The sequence below is a fragment of the Corynebacterium genitalium ATCC 33030 genome, from assembly GCF_000143825.1.
In the GTDB taxonomy this organism is placed as follows: domain Bacteria; phylum Actinomycetota; class Actinomycetes; order Mycobacteriales; family Mycobacteriaceae; genus Corynebacterium; species Corynebacterium genitalium.
This window is the reverse complement of record NZ_CM000961.1, coordinates 476,443-496,600: the sequence shown is the minus strand read 5'-3', so window position 1 is coordinate 496,600 and position 20,158 is coordinate 476,443. Positions and strand designations below refer to the sequence as shown.

Here is a 20,158-nt window from a genome sequence, read left to right as displayed (position 1 = left end):
GTGTTTTGGCCGACCGCACGAATGTGGGTAATGTAAGTCCAGGCCTGCTGAAGGCCGTTGGAGATGTGCCAGAGTGGCCGATTGGGGCTCCCTGCTAAGGAGTTGACCTTTCACGAGGTCCGCAGGTTCAAATCCTGTCATCTCCGCCACGCGCCCGTAGCTCAACGGATAGAGCATCTGACTACGGATCAGAAGGTTGGGGGTTCGAATCCCTCCGGGCGCACCATTGTCATCAGTCGCGACATTGTTGACAGATGAGTCGCGACATGGTGGACAAACCGGCGTCTTGGTGTTTATTTTTTCCAAGGCGCCGGTTGTGGTTTTCAGGTCAGTGGGGGTTGGCCTTTTCGCCAGTATGGTTTTTGGTAGTTGCGGGATGTGTCGATGTAGTGCTCGGTGATGGGTTCGCCGGTTTCTTTTAGTGATGTCGTGATGTGGTTGTCGGTGATGATCATCAGGACTTCTTCGCCGCTGTGGGCTCGGCCGATTCCTAGGCTGTAGAGCCTGCCGGCGTAGCGGATGGTGACTTTGCCGCTGGCGGCGACGACGTCGTTGCGGGTGCGCCATTCTTCTTTCGGGGTGAAGGTTGGTTCAGCTTTAGGTCCTGTTGTGTAGGCCTGGTGTGGGGTACGGCGTCCGAGTGATCGGTGGGGGCGTTCGGTGTTGTAGTAGGCGGTGAATTCGTTGAGCTGCCGTTGTAGTTGGGGGATGGTTTCTGCTGGTGGTTGTGCGTTGATCCAGCGTTTGAGTGTTTGGTGGAAGCGTTCGATTTTGCCTTGGGTTTGTGGGTGGCCTGGCCGGCCGTTTTTCTGCTGGATACGGTTGTCGTTAAGTGTTTTCTCGAATGCGTTTCTGCCGCCTTTGCGTCCGGCTAGTCGGGCGGTGAACACCAGCCCGTTGTCAGTGAGTGTGGATGCCGGTGGGCCGTAGGTGTCGATGAGGCGCTGTAGTTCTGCTGCGACAGCTGGCCCTGTAAATGCTGGCCGGGCGGTGATCGATAGCAGGTAGCGGGAGTGGTCGTCGATGAAGTCGAGGACTTCTACGCGCCTGCCGTCGATGAGGAAGAGGTAGGTGATGTCGGCCTGCCAGCATTCGTTGGGCATGGCCGCTTCAAACCTGATGTAGGAGCTGCGTGGTTTCTTTTGCGGTTGCGGGGCAACAAGTCCGGCTTCAGTGATGATCCGGCGGATCGTCGATGTTGACGGCACACGCAGGCCTTGTTGTCCTAAGTGGAAAGCGATGGTGTCGGGCCCTGCGTCGAAACCTGCTTTGGTGAGTTCTTTGCGCATGTCGATGATGTGGTTGCGCAGGGTCTCCGGCACGGCATTGGGGTGGGTGTGCGGCGCGCGCGATTTGGGGGCGATGGCTTGTTCGCCTCCGGCGTCGAACTCGGAGAGGATCTTGTAGATGCGTTGGCGGGAGATGCCGAATCGTTTGGCGACTTTGGTGACTGGTTCGCCTTGATCGCGGACGGCTTTGACGATGGCGAGATTTCGGTTCGGGCTGTTCATCTGTCAACGATGTCCCGACTGATACCAGCACCGTCACTAAACACGCGGGGGTGGCGGGAGGTGTCAATGATGTCGCGACTGAGGTGTCAACCATCACCCCAGATTGTTTCTACCCCCTAAGTGTCAACAATGTCGCGACTGACCTGTCAACCATCAGGAATGCTGTCCCAGGCACGCCGTGTCAACTATGTCATGACTTCAGACACCTCCGGGCGCACCATTTTTAGCTCCTACTCGGACTTCGCTGGCCGGGATATTCCGCTACCCTCAAGCTTCGGAATATCCCGTGGCGAAAGGACCAGCATGGCCACCGTTGAGCAGCACGATGCCCTGCTTGAGCTCGAGCGCATGATCGAGTCGCACGACATCGACGGCGACCACGCCGAAAAGATCTGTGGCCTGTTGGAAGAAGCGCAGCTCAACGACATCATCTGGCTGATTGAACGGTCGCCTGTCAAACGCAGTGCGGTGCTGTTCCGCCTGCTGTCGCCCGAGCGTGCCGGCGCTGTTTTTGACGCGCTCGACCCCAACCACCAGGCCGACATGGTGCGCGCGCTTGGCGACGATGAAGTCGCCGCATTCTTCGAGGAGATGGGTGCGGAAGACCGCGTCATGCTTCTCGACGAGCTTCCCGCCCCGGTGGCCGACCGCCTCCTCAAAGAGCTCAACGAGCAGGACCAAGAGAACACGAATGTGGTCCTCGGCTACGAAAAGGGCTCGGTCGGCCGTGTGATGTCCCCGGAGATTCCGGAGATCTACGGGGACATGACCGCGCAAGAGGTCGCGAACCTGCTGCGCGAAGAGGCCGAGGAGCTGGAGACCATCTACACCATCCCGGTGATGGATGAAGACCGGCAGCTGGTGGGCATTGTGAAGATGCGCGACTTGTTCCTCGCGGATGCCAATGACCTTGTGTCTGACCTAGTGCAGGATTCGCCGTGGGCGCAGGCGGAGGATGATGCAGAAGACACCGCCCGCTGGTTCCTCCCGCTGGCGCTGCTGGCCATCCCGGTGGTGGACAACAACAACCGCCTCGTGGGCATTTTCACCTTCGACGAAGCTCAGGCCGTGGTCGAGTCCGAGGACACCGAGGACAGCGCCCGCCAGGGTGGTTCGGAAGCGCTGAAGCGGCCGTACCTGTCCACGCCCGTGTTCACCCTGATGCGTTCGCGCATCGTGTGGCTGCTGGTGCTGGCGATCTCGGCGATTCTCACCGTGCAGGTCCTGGACGTGTTCGAGGGGAAGCTCGAGCAGGCCGTGGTGCTGTCCCTGTTCATCCCGCTGCTCACCGGCACCGGCGGAAACACCGGCAACCAGGCGGCAACGACCGTGACGCGTGCCCTTGCGCTTGGCGACGTCCACAAGGCCGACATCCTCAAAGTCATGTGGCGTGAAATCCGTGTCGGGTTCATGCTGGGTGCCGTTCTCGGCTCGATCGGTTTCGTGCTGGCCTCGTTGGTCTACGATTTGGACATCGGCATCATCATCGGATCGACCCTGCTGGCCATCTGCACAATGTCGGCGACGGTGGGCGGCGCCATGCCGATCGTGGCGAAGACGGTGGGCGCTGACCCGGCAGTGTTCTCCAACCCGTTCATCTCCACCTTCTGCGATGCGACGGGTCTGATCATCTACTTCCTCATCGCTACCTCGGTCCTGGGCCTGTGACCTGCTGATTTTTCCTGCTGTTCACCGTGGTGTACCGTTACATCTCGTTGCAAAAAGCACGCGCCCGTAGCTCAACGGATAGAGCATCTGACTACGGATCAGAAGGTTGGGGGTTCGAATCCCTCCGGGCGCACCAATAAAATGAGGGCCCTACCTGGTGTTTCAGGTAGGGCCCTTCGCTTTTGCCTACCCCTGCGCTGCAGCGAGCGCGGAGCTGCTAGGAACTCAAAAGACTAGCTCTCGAGATCCTTGACAATGTCGGGGTTCTCGCCCAGCCATGCCTCGATCGCTTCAGGCTCCTTGCCTTCGCCGTACTCGTTGACCACGGTGTCCTCGAGGGAGCCGTACTCGTCGTCGGAGAGCTTCAGGTCCTCGAGCCACTTGGCCACCTCGGGGTTGTCCTCGGCGAAGCCGCCGCGTGCGAGCCAGTGCAGGGACTCCGGCTCACCGAGTGCGCCCTTCGGGTCCTCCAGGTCCTTGACCGGGAACTTGGAGTTGGCCCAGAACGGGCGCCACAGGGTGACGACGATGTCCTTCTCGCCGTCCACCGCGGTCTGCAGCTCGGAGAGCATAGCTGGGGTGGAAGAGGTGGACAAGGAGTATCCGTCGGCATCCAGGCCGTACTCGGTGATGGCCTCCTCGGATGCCTTGGTCAGGCCGGCGCCAGGCTCGATGCCGACGACCTTGCCGCCGAAGTCGTCCGCCTTGCCCTTCAGGTCCTCAATGGAGTTGATGTCCTCCATGTACTCCGGCACAGCCCAGGTCAGCAGTGCATTGTCGTAGTAGGCGCCCAAGTCCTCGATGTCGTCGGAGTACTTGTCCATGTACTGCGCGTGGGTCTTCTCCGGCCATGCGGACGGGTACAGGTCGATATCGCCCTTGGCCAGGCCGGCGTAGAGGACGGCGGCGTCGGTGAGGGTCTCGTGCTCGACGGTGTAGCCGGCGGCCTCGAGCTTGTTCTCCAGCAGGTAAGCGGTGGACAGGCCGTCGGTCCAGGACGGCAGGTAGCCCAGGGTGATGGTGCCCTTGTCTCCGTCGCCCCCTTCGCTCGAAGCGGTGTCGCCAGAGTCGGAGCATGCCGTCAGCCCGAAGATGAGCGTGGCGGCAGACAGCGTAGCTAGCGTTTTACGGATGGTCATTGAAAGTAAGTCCCTTCTTCGACTGTGTAAGACAAAATCTCCGTGCCTCCCCCGTCCCCGCCAGAAAAGGCGGCGCCGCCTCACCCCGAGTGATTCAGCGGTGAAGCGGCGCGCGCATTTCTCCAGCAGATGTGGGGTTATTCCACCAATTATAGAGAATGATCCAATCTTCAGCCAAGGAAAATTACAGGTAGGGCGGAGTGCGCTAGTTTTTTCGATTCCGGATCTGGGTCAAAAGAGACGACTTATATGCATTCAAATCGCCCAGTGCGGCGGTGAGACGGTCGAGGTAGACCGCCAGGATGACCACGGCCAGACCTGCTTCGACACCCTGGGCGACATCCAGCGTGGAGATCGCGGCGGTGACTTCTTTGCCCAGACCGTCGGCGCCGACCATGCCGGCGATGACGGCCATGGAAAGCGAGAGCATGATGACCTGGTTGATTCCGGCCATGATCGTCGGCACTGCCAGCGGCAGCTGGATGCCGCGCAGAATCTGCCACGGGGTCGCGCCGTAGGAACGGCCGGCCTCGACGGTCTCCTCGTCCACCTGGCGGATGCCCAGCTCCGTCATGCGCACGCCCGGGGGCAGCGCGAAGATGATGGTGGAGAACACGCCCGGCACGACACCGATGGAGAAGAAGGTCACGGCCGGAATCAGATAGACGAATGCCGGCATGGTCTGCATGAAGTCCATGATCGGGCGGACGATCTTGCTCACCGTCTCCGACTTCGCCGCCCAGATGCCCAGCGGGATCGCCATGATTACCGCGGTCAGGGTGGACACGAGCACCAGCGACATTGTCTGCAGCATGGTCTCCCACTGCCGCATGCCCATCACCAGCAGGAAGCCGATCAAAGCGCCGAGGGCCAAGCGCCAGGAGCGGACGAACCAGGCGATGAGCACCAGGATGGCCAGCAGAATGAAGACCGGGATGGACAACAGTGCGTTGGAAAAGCCCTCGACGAGGAATGTCATGACGGCACTGAAGGCGTTGAAAAGCACTGTGGCGTTGTCTGTGAGCCAGTCGATGCCGTCGTTGACCCAGTCGCCGACGTTGATGCGGGGAATCAAAGTCTGGTCCATTACTCGTTCACCTCGTTGGTCGTGGTGTGTGCAGTGGTTGCAGCGCGGGCATCGGCATCGTCGGCGGCGGCCGCCGCGGCGGGATCGCTGCTCTCAGTGGATGCGGCGGACAGTAGCGTCACGCGTGGGACGACACCGCAGAATTTGCCGTCGTTGTCCGTGACCACGATCGGGGTCGGGGAGTCCGCGGCGAGCTGGAACAGCTCGTGAAGGGGGGTGTCTTTGTGGACGGTGTGAGTTGCCGGGCCGTCGTTAAGCGGAAGCGCGTTCTCGCTGTTGCGCACGGCGCGCGCGACAGCGTCTTCCCACACGATGCCGGCGGGCGTGCGGTCGCGGTTGAGAACGACGAGCCACGGGTTCTGCGTCTCGCGCAGGAGTTTCTGCGCGGTGAGCGGTCCGTGGCCTGCGCCGAGGGTCTCCTTCGGCTGCTCGGCGATGTTGTCGGCGGTGAGCACGCGCGCACGGTCGACGTCTTTGACGAAGTCGGCGACGAAGTTATTCGCCGGGTTCTGGAGGATGTCTTCGGCGGTGCCGATCTGCTCGATGCGGCCGGACCGCATCATCGCGATGCGGTCGCCGATGCGCATGGCTTCGTTGAGGTCGTGGGTGATGAACAAAATGGTCTTGTTCAGCTTGCCCTGCAGCTCGATGAGCTGGTCCTGCATGTCTTTGCGGATCAGCGGGTCGAGCGCGGAGAATGCCTCGTCCATGAGCAGGACATCGGTGTCCGCAGCGAGCGCGCGGGCGAGGCCGACGCGCTGCTGCATGCCGCCGGAGAGTTCGCCCGGCATGTAGTCGGCCCATCCGTCGAGGTCGACCATGCGCAGCGCCTCGTGCGCCTTCTCGTCGCGCTCGGCCTTGGACACGCCCTTGATTTCCAGGCCGTAGGCCGCGTTCTGCAGCACGGTGCGGTGGGGGAGCAGCGCGAAATGCTGGAAGACCATGGAGATCTTGTCGCGGCGGAGGTCGCGCAGCTGGGATTCGGACATCTCCGTCAACGGGGTGCCGTCGATCTCTAGGGTGCCGCCGGAGGCGGGCAAGAGTCCGTTGACCATGCGGATGAGCGTGGACTTGCCGCAGCCGGACAGGCCCATGATGACGAAAATCTCGCCCGGCTCCACATCGAAAGAGGCGTCGATGACGGCGGCTGTGCTGCCCTTTTCCATTAGTTCTTCGCGGCTCGCGCCGTTTTCAAGGGCGGCGATCGCGTTCTGCGGATCTTTGCCGAAGACTTTATAGAGTCCCCGGGCTGAAATCGTTGTCATGCATGCCTCCAGAAAAATTACACTGAAAATTCAGGTTCTTCAGGGATTTCATCTTTCCACACACTTCACCCAGTATCGAGCTCAGAGCGTGGAGATCACGGCATGCCGCACGATGAAACGGGGGCATAAACGAGGGCACGCGTGGACTAGAAGACGTCGATGCGCCCGCCGAGCGACTCGGTTTGCCGCAGTGCTTTGACCCAGCCGGGGGCGCCGAGCTGGATGCGCATGACGGGGCGCGAGGAGATCTTCACCGGGGACACGGATTCGGCGCGGGCGCCCTTGCGTGCGCCCATCCGGGTGGCGGCGCGGTAGCCGGCACCGGCGAGCTGCTCGATGGAGGGGCGGTCCGGGTCGGCGAGGGAGTCGCGGGCATCCTGCAGGAGGACCAAGATCTCGTCGATAGTTTTCACCACGGCATCGGCGTTGGTCTCGCACATCGCGCGCACGAGTCCGGGCTCGGTACCGGCGACGCGGGTCGCTCCGCGGAAGGACCCAGCCGCCAGCGACTGGGCGAGGGTGCCGCCACGGTCACCGACGATGGCCAGCGCCTCGGCGAGCACGTGGGGCAGGTGGGAGACCCGTGCGACAGCTTCGTCGTGGGCAGCCACAGACACCGGCACGGCTTCCGCGCCGCAGATGCGGGCGAGCTCGCAGACGTCGGCAAACAGCTCGATCCAGTCCGCCGGCACTCGGCGACCTGCGTTGTCGCACTCGACGGCGTAGTCGTAGGTGACGGCCCAGGCCGCGCGGGTGAACAAGCCTTCGCGTGAGGCGCCCCAGCCGGAATCTTCGGTGCCGGACATGGGGTGCCCGCCAACGTAGCGCAGCTGCATGCCACGCTCGCGGATCAGATCGTAAACGGACTTCTTCACGCTCACCACATCTGTCACCCCGCAGTTCGGGGCGTACAGGGCGATGCCGTCGAGCACATCTTCCACGGCATGCATCGGCACGGCGACAATGATCAAGGCGTTGTCGGAGGCGGCGCGGGACAGCACGCTGGAAAGGTCATCGTGGACGTCGAAACCCTCGCGGGAGGCGGCGCGTGCGCCGGAGCGGGAGTGGTTGTAGCCGTAGACATCTACGCCGGCGGCGGCCAGATCTCGCATGATGGATCCCCCGATGAGCCCTAGCCCGATCACGCAGGTAGGGGGGAGTTCGCGCTTGCTCAGATTGTGGCCGTTCACCCTGACAAGTGTTCCACAACGCGGGTAGTCTGACTAGGCATGGGTGCAGAGTTTGAGGATGGCTACGCGGTGACCGTGGCCATGCGTGGTGGCGAGTGGGTTGTCGCAGGGTTCGACGATGACTTCGAGCACCTGTCCACCGCTGTGAAGGCGGTCCGCAACCTGCGTAGCGAGGGCGCTGCTTTCGCATTGCTGAACGTCGAGGAGGAGTACCTCGTCATTGTGCGCCCCGGCCCGAGTGACGTGCGCGTGCTCATTTCGGACGCGACGATGGGCGTGGACGATGATTTCGCTGCGGAGATCCTCGACCAGGCAGGCATTGACATCCCGGACATCGATCCGGATGAGCTGGACAATGTCGACGGGTGGGCGGACGGCGACTTCGCCATTCTGGAAGACGTTGGTCTCTCCGAGCAGGTGCTCGCAGTGCTTATCGACGACACCTCCGCCGACCCCTCCACCATCATCGACTCCATTGCGGACGAACTCGGCTTTGCCGACGAACTGGACCGCGTGATCAGGCGGTGATCCCGCGGTGAGCCGGCGACAGGCACAGGCCGAGGAGCGGATGCGCCGCGCCATCGAGGTCGCCCGGACCACACCCATCGGCGACATTCCCGTCGGTGCTGTCCTCTACGGCCCGGACGGTGAAGAGATTGCCACCGGGACGAACCGGCGTGAAACGGATCGGGATCCGGTGGGGCACGCGGAGGTCGTCGTCACGCGAAAGGCGGCGCAGGCACTGGGAACCTGGCGTTTGGATGGCTGCGAGCTCGTGGTCACGTTGGAACCGTGCACCATGTGCGCCGGCGCAATCCTGGGCGCGCGCGTGCAATCGCTGGTCTTCGGCGCGTACGAGCCGAAGACGGGAGCTGTCGGATCGCTTATCGACGTCTTGCGTGACCCGCCTCATCTCCACACCGTCGAAGTGCGCGGAGGCGTGCTGGAGACTGAAACCGCCTCACTGATGCGGGACTTCTTTGCGCGTGAAGTCCGTGGTCACACGGCCGATGGGCGAGCTTGAAGGCGATTGAAACGAAATCGTTACCCACGCCACAGCCGACTTTCTCTACCATGGGCGACGTAAGCGAAACTCACTTAGATAAAGGAGAAGATCATGGCTGATTTTGAAGGCAAGGCAGACCAGCTGAAGGGCGACGCTAAGGAAGCTTTCGGCAACGCTACCGACAACGACCAGCTGAAGAACGAGGGCAAGGCTGACCAGCTCGGCGGCGACATCAAGGAGAAGCTGTCCGACGCTGGTGACGCTGCTAAGGACAAGTTCAACGAGGTCGCTGGCAAGGTCCAGGACAAGCGCGACGAGGCTTAAGTAGCCCCTTAAGGCGAATTTGGTTCGCCGGTCACGTTGCCGTTAGTCTGTTCTGCGGTAGCGTGTCCGAGCGGCCGAAGGTACTCGCCTCGAAAGCGAGTGAGGGTAAAACCTCCGCGGGTTCAAATCCCGCCGCTACCGCCAAAAATTTTGAAGTTCGGAGTTTGGGTAATATTCAGTCGACAACAGGCTGAATCGCACCCAGGCTCCGAACTTTTTTGAAAGGTACATGTGGCGACGTTTCTTTACCGGCTCGGCAAATGGTCCTTCCTGAACAAATGGAAGGTCATCGTCGCGTGGCTGCTGTTGTTTGCCGCTGGTCTTGTTGGGGCGTTGACGCTAATGAAGCCGCTGACGAGCGACTTCGAAATCTCGGGCACGCCGTCGATTGACGCGCTGTACTCGCTGAACGAGAACTTTCCTGACCAGAGCGATCCGGTCCAAGCCCCGTCGGTCAACCTCGTTTTCGCCGCGCAGGAGGGTCAGCGCTTGGACGCCGCCCACAACATGGCGGCGATTGACGAGACCATCGCCTACATCGAGGACAACCTCGACGGGCTCACCGGCACAGACCGCTTCGGCAACCCGGTCACGGTCAACAAGGCCCAAACCGAACAGATCGTGTCCATGATGACGGACATGGGCATGCCGGAGGAGCGCGCCAAGGCCGACGCCCACAATGTGCGCTTGCTGTCCGACGACGGCCGCATCGGCTACACCACCTTCGAATTCGGCGCCGAAACGTCGATGCAGGTGAGCGCCGAAGAACGCGAAGTCGTCGCGGAGGCAATGGAGCTCGCCCGCGACAAAGGCCTCCAGGTGGAGGCAGGCGGGCCGGGCTACGGCGACCCGATCGAGATCAAGGCCACCTCGGAAATCGTCGGCATTGCGATCGCATTCGTGGTCATGATTGTCACGTTCGGCTCGCTCATCGCGGCCGGCATGCCGGTGATCACCGCGGTGCTGGGCGTGGGGCTCGGCGTGTTCCTCATCCTCATGACTACGCACTGGGTCGACCTGAACGAGGTCACACCGACGATGGCCATCATGATCGGCCTGGCCGTCGGCATTGACTACGCGCTGTTCATCCTGTCGCGCTACAAGACCGAGCGCACCCGTTTACCTGGCCCGGAAGCTGCGGGTTTGGCGGTGGGCACAGCCGGGTCATCAGTCGTCTTCGCCGGCACGACAGTGTTCACAGCACTCATTGCCCTGCTGCTGGCGCAGATCGAGTTCCTGTCCTGGATGGGCATTGCCGCCGCCGTCACTGTTGCGATCGCCGTGCTCGTGGCTATCACGCTGCTGCCCGCACTCATGGGCGCGCTGGGCGACAAGATGTTCGCCGCGAAGATTCCCGGTGTGGCCGGCAACCCCGGCCCCGGCGACCGGCCCGGCAAGAACCTGCAGGAAAGGTCCCTGGGCAGGTCGTGGGTGAACGCGATCAAGCGCGCACCTGCTCTGGTCATGGCCAGCGTCGTGCTCGTGCTGGGCACGCTCGCGGTGCCGGTGCTCGGGATGGAGATGTCGCTGCCGTCGGACTCCAACTCCAACCTGGACACCACGCAGCGTAAATCCGCCGACCTCATGGCGGAGGGCTTCGGTGAGGGCGTCAATGCGCCCTTCCTGTTGATCGTCGACGCTCACGACGTGAACGCCGACGCCCAGGCACTGCAGCCTTACGTCAACGTGCTGCCGGATGAGGAGGAGAATAAGGCGCAGCTGTCGACCTTCCTCTACGCGATGGAGCGCGCTGGATCCGTCAACGGCATCACCCACGCGCAGCTCATCGCGGTCAACGAGGACATGACCGCCGCGCAGATCTTGGCGACGCCCACCACCGGCCCGGATAATCCCTACACCGTGGATACCGCGCACGCGCTGCGCGAGGTCGACCGCGAGATCACCGACGCCACCGGCGCTGACATCGGCCTGACCGGGTTCACCGCCGTGCAGATGGACATCACCGAAGAGCTCGCCGACGCGATGCCGCTCTACCTGGGCATTGTCGTGGGCCTGGCGGTGATCCTGCTCGTGCTGGTGTTCCGGTCCCTCATGGTGCCGTTGGTCGCGGGGCTGGGCTTCCTGCTCTCCGTCGGCGCGGCGTTCGGCGTCACGGTCGCGTTCTTCCAGTACGGCCTGTTTGGGCTGGTGAACACGCCGGGTCCGATCCTGTCCTTCCTGCCCATCCTCCTCATCGGCGTCACGTTCGGCCTGGCGATGGACTACCAAGTCTTCCTGGTCACACGCATGAGGGAGGAGTACACCGGGGCGCGTTCGCACGGCGCGCGCGGCGATTCACAGGCGACGCTCGCCGCCGTCGAAAAGTCCACGGTGGAGGGCTTTGTGCGCGGTGCGCGCGTGGTCACGGCCGCCGCGATCATCATGATCGCCGTCTTCGTCGCCTTCATCGACCAGCCGCTGCCGTTCATCCAGATCTTCGGCTTCGCGCTCGGCGCCGCCGTGCTTTTCGACGCATTCTTCGTCCGCATGGCGCTTGTCCCCGCCACCATGTTCATCCTGGGTACGGCGACGTGGTGGATGCCGGGGTGGCTCGACCGCATCCTGCCCAACCTGGATGTTGAGGGTGAAGCACTGGAGAAGCAGTTCGAGGAACGAGGAGTCCACGCATGACAGAACAGAGCGTGGATCTGAGCTTCACCCTGGGCACGCGTCTCGACGGCGCGAACGGCCGCACCGGCGTCATCCATACTCCGCACGGCGACATCCGCACGCCCGCGTTCATTCCCGTGGCCACGAAAGCGACGGTGAAAACGCTCACCCCGGAGCAGGTGCGGGCGGCTGGCGCGCAGGCGATTCTGTCCAACGCATACCACCTGTACCTGCAGCCCGGATCCGACATTGTCGACGAGGCCGGGGGAGTGGCGGCGTTTGAGAACTGGCGCGGCCCGACATTCACCGACTCCGGCGGCTTCCAGGTGATGAGCCTGGGTGTCGGCTTCAAAAAGATCCTCGCGATGGACATCACCGACCTGACCGAGAGCGACATCCGCGCCGCGAACAAAGACCGCATGGCGCGTGTCGACGACGACGGCGTGGACTTCAAATCCGTCATCGACGGCTCCGCCCACCGTTTCACCCCGGAGAAGTCGATGCAGATCCAGCACCAGCTCGGTGCGGATATCATGTTCGCGTTCGATGAGCTGACGACGCTCGTCGATACGCGCGCTTACCAAGAGCACTCCGTGGAGCGCACGCGGTTGTGGGCGCAGCGTTGCCTTGAGGAGCACAACCGGCTCACGCTGGCGCGCCCGGGTAAGCCGCTGCAGTCGTTGTGGGGCGTGGTGCAGGGCGCGAACTACGAGGATCTGCGGCGCCAAGCAGTGCGCGGGCTGCTCGCCTTGGACGAGGAGGCTCGCGCGGAAGCTCGACGCGGATTCGGCGGCTTCGGTATCGGCGGCGCGCTGGAAAAGGAGATTCTAGGCACCATCACCAGCTGGGTCACCGACGAGCTTCCCGAGGACAAACCGCGCCACATGCTCGGCATCTCCGAACCCGACGACCTGTTCACCTGCATCGAGAACGGTGCCGACACCTTCGATTGCGTCGCGCCGACCCGCCTCGGCCGCCGGGGCGGCGTGTACACCCTCGACGGGCGAATGAACCTCATGGCCGCCCGCTTCAAACGCGACTTCACCGGCATTGACGAGGAGTTCGGCGGCTACGTCTCCGAGAACTACTCTCGCGCCTACATCCACCACCTGCTCAAGGCGAAGGAGTTCCTCGCCGGCACGTTATGCACCCTGCACAACCTCGAGTTCATGCTGCGGCTGGTGGACAATATCCGCGCTGCCATCGACGAGGGCAGGTTCTATGAGTACCGCGACGAATTCTTGGGGCGGTACTACGCGGGGCGCGGATAAGGGGCTGCTAGGCCGTCGTCGAGCTGACTTCCTTTTCTTTCCGGCGCACGGCAGCGATGGTCGGGTAGGTGATCGGCAGCAGGACGATCTCAATGAAAGTCTTCCAGAAGAACCCGACAGCGACGTAGTTAATGAACGCGCCCGCGGAGTCGATGCCGATGACCCCGGCCGCAATGGAGCAGAACAGGAACGTGTCAGCGAATTCGCCGACGATGGTGGAGCCAATCAGGCGGGCCCACAGGTTGTCGGTGCCGAAGCGGTCCTTCATCTTCTCCAGGACCCACGCGTTGAGCAGCTGGCCAACGACGTAACCGGTCAGCGACGCGACGACGATGCGCGGCAACAGGCCGAGGACCGCCTCGAAAGTGTCCTGCATGTCGTAGAACGGCGCGCCCGGGAGCCAGATTGCAATGTAGAAAGACACCACGGCGAGCACCGCGATGCCGAAACCGGTGAACACGGCGCGCCGGGCGGTTTTGAAGCCGTACACCTCGGCGATAACGTCACCGATCACGTAGGAGATGGGGAAGAGGAAGAACGCGCCGTCAGTGATCAGCGGGCCGATCTGCACGCCCTTTTGCGCGGTGATGTTGGAAATCAGGAACACCGCGCAAAACACTGCGAGCAGGTAGGGGTACGGGGACCGCGAAACGGGATGACTCATGCGCATGATCTTTGCACACATCTCTAGCTTTAACCCGATCGCGTGCATAAGTGGCTAGCGTTTATGAACTTGGAACGTTCAGTAAAAATGAACGTTCAATTAAAATGAGCGATGAGGGCGTCTGGATGTTAATTTGATTGCTATGTTGCGTGAAATCGACGCTGCGAATCGGGTTCTTGCGCTCGAAGGGCTGCCGGTCCGACTGGAGCTTAGATCTGAGTTCGGATCTGAGCCGCCTTCAGGCCTCCTTAATCTCATCGACGTTCGGGATCCGGAAGCGGTTGCTTACCCGGTGGTGGGTTTCATGGGAGCACTGCCGTCTAAGTATTTTCCAGAGCAACGGACGGGGGAGCGATTCCTTCTTTTATCGGAGAACATCACTCCTGCAGTCGCTGAATCGCTGCGCCAGAGAAACATTATGTACCTCGATGCGCGGGGCAACTGTTTCGTCAATGAGGGTCCGATATTTGTGGATATCCGAGGCCGGACTCGCGCCCCCGAAAGCTCCGGAAGGGCGAGAGGCGGGGAGCTTTCTGGTCCAGTGAATTCGGCGCAAAACTTGTTCACACCGCGGCGTGCGCAAGTGATAGCTGTGCTTTTGTCGTTTCCGGAGCTGCTCGGCAAACCGACCCGGCTATTGGCGAAGGCTTCAGACACTTCTGTAGGAACGACCTCGCAAACGCTTTCCCTGTTGAAGGAGACGGGGTATTTGTTCGAATCGGGCAGCGGATTCAGCTTCACGCCCAACAAGGTGCAGACATTGGTGGACACGTGGGTGGACGCTTACTCGACAGGTCTCGGGAAGCGTCTTGAGTTGTTCCACGGGAAAGCTGAGCTGTCTCGCCTGGGAGACATAGATCCACGTGGCTGGGTCAGCGGGGAAGCGGCTGTTCCGGAATTGGTGCGCGGTGGCGACTCTGTCACGTTGTACGTCGATCATCGAAATGATCTGAAGAGCTTGATAAAAGACTCAAGGATGCGCAACGATCCGCAAGGGAATGTGCTCGTTCGGAGGGCCTTTTGGTCACAACCGTGGGCACCTGATCTTCAGCGGGTGATCGATTCTGAGTCGGACATGCACGGATGGTCGGTTGCCCCGCGCATCCTCCTGATTGCTGACCTCGCAGCGACTCGTGATCCTCGCTTGGTCGAAGTGTCGCAAACCATCAGAGCGCAGTTGCTTAGGGATATCGATGCACAACGATGAACATATTTGCACTGTCTTAGAGCAGGTGGGGGAGTTTATTTCACTCGATAGCGTGATGGTCGTTGGGGCGGCCTGTCGTGACATTCACCAGTCCAGTTTCCGCAACGCGGAACCGGCTCGCGCCACCGGGGATGTGGATTTAGGCCTTGCGGTTGAAGATTGGGGTGCCTTTTTGGCTCTCCGTTCTGCGTTCTCACCACACTCGAGCGCCTGGCAAGAGGTGAAGATCGGTGATATCGCTGTTGATCTGGTGCCCTTTGGGCCCTTGGAGACCCCTCCTGGGACTGTCGTCACAGATGACGGGATCCAAATGAATGTCGCCGGATTTCAGGAAGCGTTTGATAATGCAGACCTCCACACGTTGTCTAACGGTATGCAGATCAAGATTCCTACTGTTCCTGGTCTAGCGGCTTTAAAGCTGCATGCATGGTTAGACCGCTATCTGAAGGGGAACTACAAAGACGCTTATGACCTCGCCCTGATCATGGCTTGGTACGGAGAGCCTCAAGCTGAACGACTGTTTGATCGGTTCTTGGAATACCGGGAGCCGGAGGAAATTTTCCCAGATGACCAACTGGCCGCTTTCGTCCTCGGGGCAGATGTAGCCGTAGAGCTGGGTGTGGAGGCCGCGTCCATTCTGCATGAGAGGTTCGAGCGTGAGCCTGAGAATGGCATTGAACTCCTTGCCAAAGAGTTGACCTGTCGTGGTGAACACTCTCTCCCAAAGGATCGCAGGCGAGCCCAAGTAGATTCTCTGTTGGACGGGCTCAACGAGGGGATCAGAGGTATGAGCATATGACCCCGTTCGATGCCCCCGCCGGCCGGTACGCCCCCAGCCCCAGCGGTGATCTCCACTTTGGCAACCTGCGCACTGCGGTGCTGGCGTGGTTGTTCGCGCGCCAATCGGGCCGACGATTTTACATGCGGGTGGAGGATGTTGATTCGGAGCGGTCGTCGGCGGAATCGGCCCGGCGCCAGCTCGAGGACCTCGCGGCGGTCGGCATCGAGTGGGACGAGCCGGTCATCTACCAGTCGAATCGCTCCGAGGCGTACGAGGCCGCACTCGCCACGCTCACCGAAAAAGGCCTGGTCTACGAGTGCTATTGCACGCGCCGCGACATCCGCGAAGCAGCGTCCGCCCCGCATGTTCAGCCCGGCATGTATCCAGGCACGTGCAGAGAGCTTGACGACGAGACCCGCGTCCAGAAACGTGCCCTCCTCCGCGCCGAAAACCGCCTTCCCGCTCTTCGCCTGAAGTCCCAGGCGGAGCAGTGGACGGTGCGGGACTTCTATCACGGCGAGTTCACCGGCCCCGTCGACGATGTCATCTTGCGCCGCGGCGGCAACCTTGAACAGGCGCAGGCAGGGGACTGGGCCTACAACCTCGCGGTGGTCGTGGACGACGGCGACCAGCGTGTCGACCAGGTAGTGCGCGGGGATGACCTGCTCGCCTCCGCCCCGGCGCAGGCCTACCTGGCGCACGAGCTGGGATACGCCGAGCCGGAATACGTGCACGTGCCGCTGGTGGTGAACAAGGAGGGGCGCAGGCTAGCCAAGCGCGACGGAGCCGTCACGCTGCGCGAGATGAACGCTGGCGCCGTGGACGTCCCAGGCGCGATCGCAGAGTCGCTGGGTTACCCAGGCGCGGACATGGCCTTGTTGCTCCAGGAATTCGATCCGGAAGCGCTTCCGCGCGAGCCGTTCGTCTGGTGCGACTGAGAACAGCACCGAGACAGCGCGCTTGAATACTTTTGCTCGCTTATTCCTACGGGGGCATTAACCGCCATTGTGAGAAGCGACTCCGAAGAATGCTAGGGGGTTTCAATCGAACGTAAAGCGCTAAAATAACGGGAATTAAGTCCATTCTTAAGTCTTCTTTACGCTGGTGGTGAGGGGTATCACAGGGAATTGACATGCTGCAAGGGGTGGGTTAGCTTCGACCACGATTACCACCCTCAGAGAGATCGCAAAAGAGGTTTCCCTGCCTAAACGATACTGTCCACCCGGACCTGCAGCCGACATTTTTAGGAGCGGCCAGATGCCGAAAACTAAAGGAGCTAGGACTATGACCAAACGTTCACATACTCGTGTACGGGGGTTACTATGTTCAGTTTCGGTTGTCGGTGCCCTGCTTATCGGTAGTGTTGCGCCGGTTGCGGTCTCCCAAACCGCAACCGAGTCGGCCTCGGACGAAGCATCTGTTTCCGATGCGGGAGAAACTCCCTTGGATATGCCGGCTGACGGAATGGGAGATAACGGTGGCGGGACTGCGGCTGGGAGCGATGCGCCCGACGACCGAACGCCGAGTGCCGGAGATCAAACCATTGATTCGTTGAACTCGGCGCGCTTTGGTGATGTCATCTCGATTCCCAAGGGATCCAATGCCGAGGGGAAACTTCTGTACACACTCGCTAGTAAGGTGTCTTCCGCCGAGCTGGGTCAAGATGAATACATCAGGCTCGTCCGCCAAGATGCCGGAGCCCAAGTGAACGCGGTAGAGGCGCGTTTCAACTCGGATGAAGTTGAGGTATCAGAAGGCGTTGATGATCAGGATAGGCAAATCATTAGCCTTCAACGCCCAACTCACGTGACCGACACGAACCTGGTTGAAGTGGATGTCGAGGTGGATGCAGGAAGTGTCCTCAGCGGGCAGTCGTGGCGCCTGGAAACGGCTGATGAGGCTCTCGACAGCGAGCTTTCCATCTCCCCAGAGCTCTTCCGAAGCCAACAGTATGCAGCGGCAGACGATCCGCAAGCGGATATATGGAAGATTCAGGAGTACAAGGGTGGTGGGAGTAACTTTTCCCTCGGTAAAAATCCGACCTTCCAGCTGACAGAAATCGTGCCGGAAGAAGATGACGGAAAAGTAGCGACGATTCGTTTCACGTTCCAAGTAGACGGCATGAGCCCCCAGGGTGGGCCGTTCAACGAGCTTCGATTCAACCCTCGCGGCTGGTTCATTCTCGAACAAGGGGCCAAGCTCGAGGGGTTGGAATATCTGTGGCTCAACGACAGTAAGGACACGAACCCGGAGAATTCGCTGACTGCGCAGGAACGGGGGCTCAGGAAGTTGGTCGAGCACTCAGTGGACGAAAAGGGAGCGGGCGCACCTCTCGATGTTTGGTCTTCCACTCACTTCTTAATCTCCAGTAACAGGCCAACGATTAAGAACGGCGACACCCTCACGGTTCGTTACAAACTCACACGCGAAGGGTATGAGGTCGAGCCTGATTCTGGGCTCTCCGGAACCCCGACAGAACATACCTATTGGGTGAATACTGCGTCCCAGTTCACTAGGTACGACATTTCCCCGGATTTAGGGTCGATAAGGATCGGTCGGCAGTTTCCCGCCAAACTCGGGTACGGCGATATCGCGGTGACTAAGGACGGCAAATACCTTTACGCCGTCCAGTTTGTGGGTCAATCTACGAACTCTAACGGTTTCGTCATGGATAAATACGATGCTCGTACCGGTGCTCACGTAGGCCGAGGTTCGTTCAACCTGGGAGCATCTGCGGCCGGTAGCGCTTTGACAGATGGTGGGCAGCTCAATTCTTTGACCTTTGACTACGATGGCAAGCTACTCTTCTCTACACCGAAGACAACTAAGGGATACAGTCCCATTTGGAAGCTCGATCCGTCGTGTGTGAAAGATCCAGCTTTGAATTCTGCATGCGAGCTTGGCGCAGACATTAAAGAAATGGAACAACGATGGCCAAATATCGGAAGAAAAGAAGTTTCGTCTGCAGGTGACTTCTTCGTGGGGTCAGACGGAAGCCTGTTTGGAGCCGGCACTACTGACTCGGGATTTTCCAGATCTGAGTCCGTTATTGTCCGCTGGCCGGCTTTGGAGCCAGGTAACCCGGATGCGGGGCGTAGCAAGGAAGGAGAAATTATAGGAAACCTTCCCCGCCCAACTTATGGCATGGGCCGCTTTGGTGAGTACATTCTTTCGACGCAAACGGAGGGAACTCACGATCGCGTTGCCAACTCCGGTCTTGTGTGGTCTCACTTTGTCTCGGATGGAGAGGGTGGATACGACCTTGAGGGTGATGAATTAAAAGCAACGGTTGAAAGCACTCCGTACGGAATATTTAAACCGAACCAATCTCTGTGGGGAGCCACCTCGATTTACGATTCGGGCCCGGTTAATGAATTGATTCTACGGATCGAAAAAGAGGTCACGGGCGATCGTGTCGAAGACGATGACCAATTCCAACTGGGGGCCTATCGAGACCCGTCATCGCTGACGAATAGGCGCACCTATTTGGAGGGGGCCGTTACGGCATCAACGCCTGAGACCGGGCTGCAGGACCAGGTTGCTTTTAGCTATGTCAAACGTGGTGAAACGTACGGGATCTTTGAGGGGTTCCGCGATGGAGACGGCGAGAAGCTAGCCAAGGAGCACACTGAGCAGTATTCGTCCGCGCTCAAATGTGTTGAAGGCCATGCGTGGTCCGCGAACGGGACAGTGGTTCCGACGGAAGCACTGTCAGACCTGACTGATAGGTCTGACATCGAGAGTAGGCTGACGATTCCTTCAAACCCCGGCCTGCAGGCCGTGACGTGTAGGTTCAGCAACTCTACTGGGGCAGAGAAAACCTCGTTGGCGCTGTTCAAGATGGCCGATAATGACGGACGCGACAACTTGGAGCTGCTCGATGGAGCTAAGTTCGCGCTTCATGAAAAGGACGAGAATGCTGCCGATGGACTGGGCGCGAAGGTTTCAGACATCGTCCCTAACCCGGCGAGCGGCTACTCGGTCAGTGGCCTGGAATTCGACAAACCGTACCTTTTGGTAGAGACGCAAGCGCCTCCGGGCTACCTTCGGCTTGCGCAACCGATTGAGTTCATGATCACCCGCGGGCAGGATGGTCGCTCCCAACTCCAGCTATTGAGTCAACCGACGAGCGTCGGAGTGGCGCTTCCCCCAGATGATCCGAAAGCTCAAAAGGTCCGAGATGCGGGTGGCGTGGATGGTGTTGCTCTGACAGTTGTCAATGTTGAGCAGCCACAACTACCGAAAACTGGCGGTCCCGGTGTGCACCGTTTAGGCGCATTTGGGCTCTTGTTGCTGGCTCTGGGAAGTATGTCCGTGATTAATGACTCTCAGGGTGCCAGGAGACGGCTTCTCATCTAGCGCTGCCGCGCGAACCGTTCGTCTGGCGTGACTGACCTGGCGAAAGCCCAATTATGGGGCTCTCCCCACCGTGGCA

Annotated in this window: 16 protein-coding genes and 4 tRNA genes; 14 read left to right on the top strand and 6 right to left on the bottom strand. The window is 60.7% G+C overall.

Annotated elements, in window-relative coordinates; translation table 11 throughout:
- Positions 1–59 precede the first annotated feature (59 nt).
- Positions 60–149 (top strand) — tRNA-Ser (locus HMPREF0291_RS02365).
- A 1-nt stretch (position 150) separates the two neighbouring features.
- Positions 151–226 (top strand) — tRNA-Arg (locus HMPREF0291_RS02360).
- Positions 227–323: 97 nt separating this feature from the next.
- Here HMPREF0291_RS02360 and HMPREF0291_RS02355 read toward each other — a convergent pair.
- On the bottom strand, positions 324–1,511 hold the full coding sequence (locus HMPREF0291_RS02355) for an IS481 family transposase (protein WP_005287373.1): 1,188 nt from the start codon (positions 1,509–1,511) through the stop codon (positions 324–326).
- 303 nt (positions 1,512–1,814) lie between these two features.
- Here HMPREF0291_RS02355 and mgtE point away from each other — a divergent pair, with 303 nt between their 5' ends.
- Positions 1,815–3,179, top strand: coding sequence for a magnesium transporter (mgtE, locus tag HMPREF0291_RS02350; protein WP_040423436.1), 1,365 nt, complete (start codon positions 1,815–1,817; stop codon positions 3,177–3,179).
- 60 nt (positions 3,180–3,239) lie between these two features.
- Positions 3,240–3,315: transfer RNA gene (locus tag HMPREF0291_RS02345), tRNA-Arg, on the top strand.
- 97 nt (positions 3,316–3,412) lie between these two features.
- Here the strand turns inward: HMPREF0291_RS02345 and HMPREF0291_RS02340 are convergent.
- The 4 genes from HMPREF0291_RS02340 to HMPREF0291_RS02325 all read right to left on the bottom strand — a co-directional run bounded on the left by HMPREF0291_RS02340 (position 3,413) and on the right by HMPREF0291_RS02325 (position 7,860).
- A complete protein-coding gene (locus HMPREF0291_RS02340; RefSeq protein ID WP_005287360.1) occupies positions 3,413–4,318 on the bottom strand; it encodes a glycine betaine ABC transporter substrate-binding protein in 906 nt (301 codons plus the stop codon).
- A gap of 205 nt (positions 4,319–4,523) precedes the next feature.
- Positions 4,524–5,405 carry an ABC transporter permease gene (locus HMPREF0291_RS02335; protein WP_005287358.1) on the bottom strand — a complete coding sequence of 294 codons (882 nt, stop codon included), beginning with the start codon at positions 5,403–5,405 and terminating at the stop codon, positions 4,524–4,526.
- On the bottom strand, positions 5,405–6,670 hold the full coding sequence (locus tag HMPREF0291_RS02330; protein WP_005287354.1) for a quaternary amine ABC transporter ATP-binding protein: 1,266 nt from the start codon (positions 6,668–6,670) through the stop codon (positions 5,405–5,407). Before HMPREF0291_RS02330 ends, HMPREF0291_RS02335 begins: the two co-directional genes overlap by 1 nt.
- A 146-nt stretch (positions 6,671–6,816) precedes the next feature.
- The gene (locus HMPREF0291_RS02325) at positions 6,817–7,860 is read right to left on the bottom strand and encodes a prephenate dehydrogenase (RefSeq protein ID WP_005287351.1); all 1,044 of its coding nucleotides are present in this window, start codon (positions 7,858–7,860) and stop codon (positions 6,817–6,819) included.
- 39 nt (positions 7,861–7,899) lie between these two features.
- Between HMPREF0291_RS02325 and HMPREF0291_RS02320 the strand changes: the two genes are divergently transcribed.
- The 6 genes from HMPREF0291_RS02320 (at position 7,900) to tgt (ending at position 13,071) form a co-directional block, all read left to right on the top strand.
- On the top strand, positions 7,900–8,388 hold the full coding sequence (locus tag HMPREF0291_RS02320; protein ID WP_005287348.1) for a tRNA adenosine deaminase-associated protein: 489 nt from the start codon (positions 7,900–7,902) through the stop codon (positions 8,386–8,388).
- Positions 8,389–8,395: 7 nt separating this feature from the next.
- Positions 8,396–8,884: a nucleoside deaminase gene (locus HMPREF0291_RS02315; protein WP_370687268.1), complete on the top strand. Its 489-nt coding sequence runs from the start codon at positions 8,396–8,398 to the stop codon at positions 8,882–8,884.
- A 93-nt stretch (positions 8,885–8,977) separates the two neighbouring features.
- Positions 8,978–9,190, top strand: a complete 213-nt coding sequence (locus tag HMPREF0291_RS02310; protein WP_005287340.1) for a CsbD family protein — start codon at positions 8,978–8,980, stop codon at positions 9,188–9,190.
- A gap of 56 nt (positions 9,191–9,246) precedes the next feature.
- Positions 9,247–9,334: transfer RNA gene (locus tag HMPREF0291_RS02305), tRNA-Ser, on the top strand.
- Between the two features lie 87 nt (positions 9,335–9,421).
- A complete protein-coding gene (locus tag HMPREF0291_RS02300; RefSeq protein WP_005287338.1) occupies positions 9,422–11,821 on the top strand; it encodes an MMPL family transporter in 2,400 nt (799 codons plus the stop codon).
- Complete coding sequence (gene tgt, locus HMPREF0291_RS02295) at positions 11,818–13,071, top strand: tRNA guanosine(34) transglycosylase Tgt (protein ID WP_005287335.1); 1,254 nt, start codon at positions 11,818–11,820, stop codon at positions 13,069–13,071. Before HMPREF0291_RS02300 ends, tgt begins: the two co-directional genes overlap by 4 nt.
- Before the next feature lie 7 nt (positions 13,072–13,078).
- On the opposite strand, the gene HMPREF0291_RS02290 is transcribed toward tgt, so the two are convergent.
- On the bottom strand, positions 13,079–13,735 hold the full coding sequence (locus HMPREF0291_RS02290) for a queuosine precursor transporter (RefSeq protein WP_156774784.1): 657 nt from the start codon (positions 13,733–13,735) through the stop codon (positions 13,079–13,081).
- A gap of 142 nt (positions 13,736–13,877) precedes the next feature.
- Between HMPREF0291_RS02290 and HMPREF0291_RS02285 the strand changes: the two genes are divergently transcribed.
- The 4 genes from HMPREF0291_RS02285 (at position 13,878) to HMPREF0291_RS02270 (ending at position 20,082) form a co-directional block, all read left to right on the top strand.
- Positions 13,878–14,942, top strand: a complete 1,065-nt coding sequence (locus HMPREF0291_RS02285) for a type IV toxin-antitoxin system AbiEi family antitoxin (RefSeq protein WP_005287329.1) — start codon at positions 13,878–13,880, stop codon at positions 14,940–14,942.
- Positions 14,929–15,741 (top strand): nucleotidyl transferase AbiEii/AbiGii toxin family protein, encoded by an 813-nt coding sequence (locus HMPREF0291_RS02280; protein ID WP_005287327.1) that lies wholly within the window; start codon positions 14,929–14,931, stop codon positions 15,739–15,741. The genes HMPREF0291_RS02285 and HMPREF0291_RS02280 overlap by 14 nt, the downstream gene beginning before the upstream one ends.
- The gene (gene gluQRS, locus HMPREF0291_RS02275; protein ID WP_005287324.1) at positions 15,738–16,661 is read left to right on the top strand and encodes a tRNA glutamyl-Q(34) synthetase GluQRS; all 924 of its coding nucleotides are present in this window, start codon (positions 15,738–15,740) and stop codon (positions 16,659–16,661) included. The genes HMPREF0291_RS02280 and gluQRS overlap by 4 nt, the downstream gene beginning before the upstream one ends.
- Before the next feature lie 346 nt (positions 16,662–17,007).
- Complete coding sequence (locus HMPREF0291_RS02270; RefSeq protein ID WP_156774783.1) at positions 17,008–20,082, top strand: prealbumin-like fold domain-containing protein; 3,075 nt, start codon at positions 17,008–17,010, stop codon at positions 20,080–20,082.
- Positions 20,083–20,158: the final 76 nt, after the last annotated feature.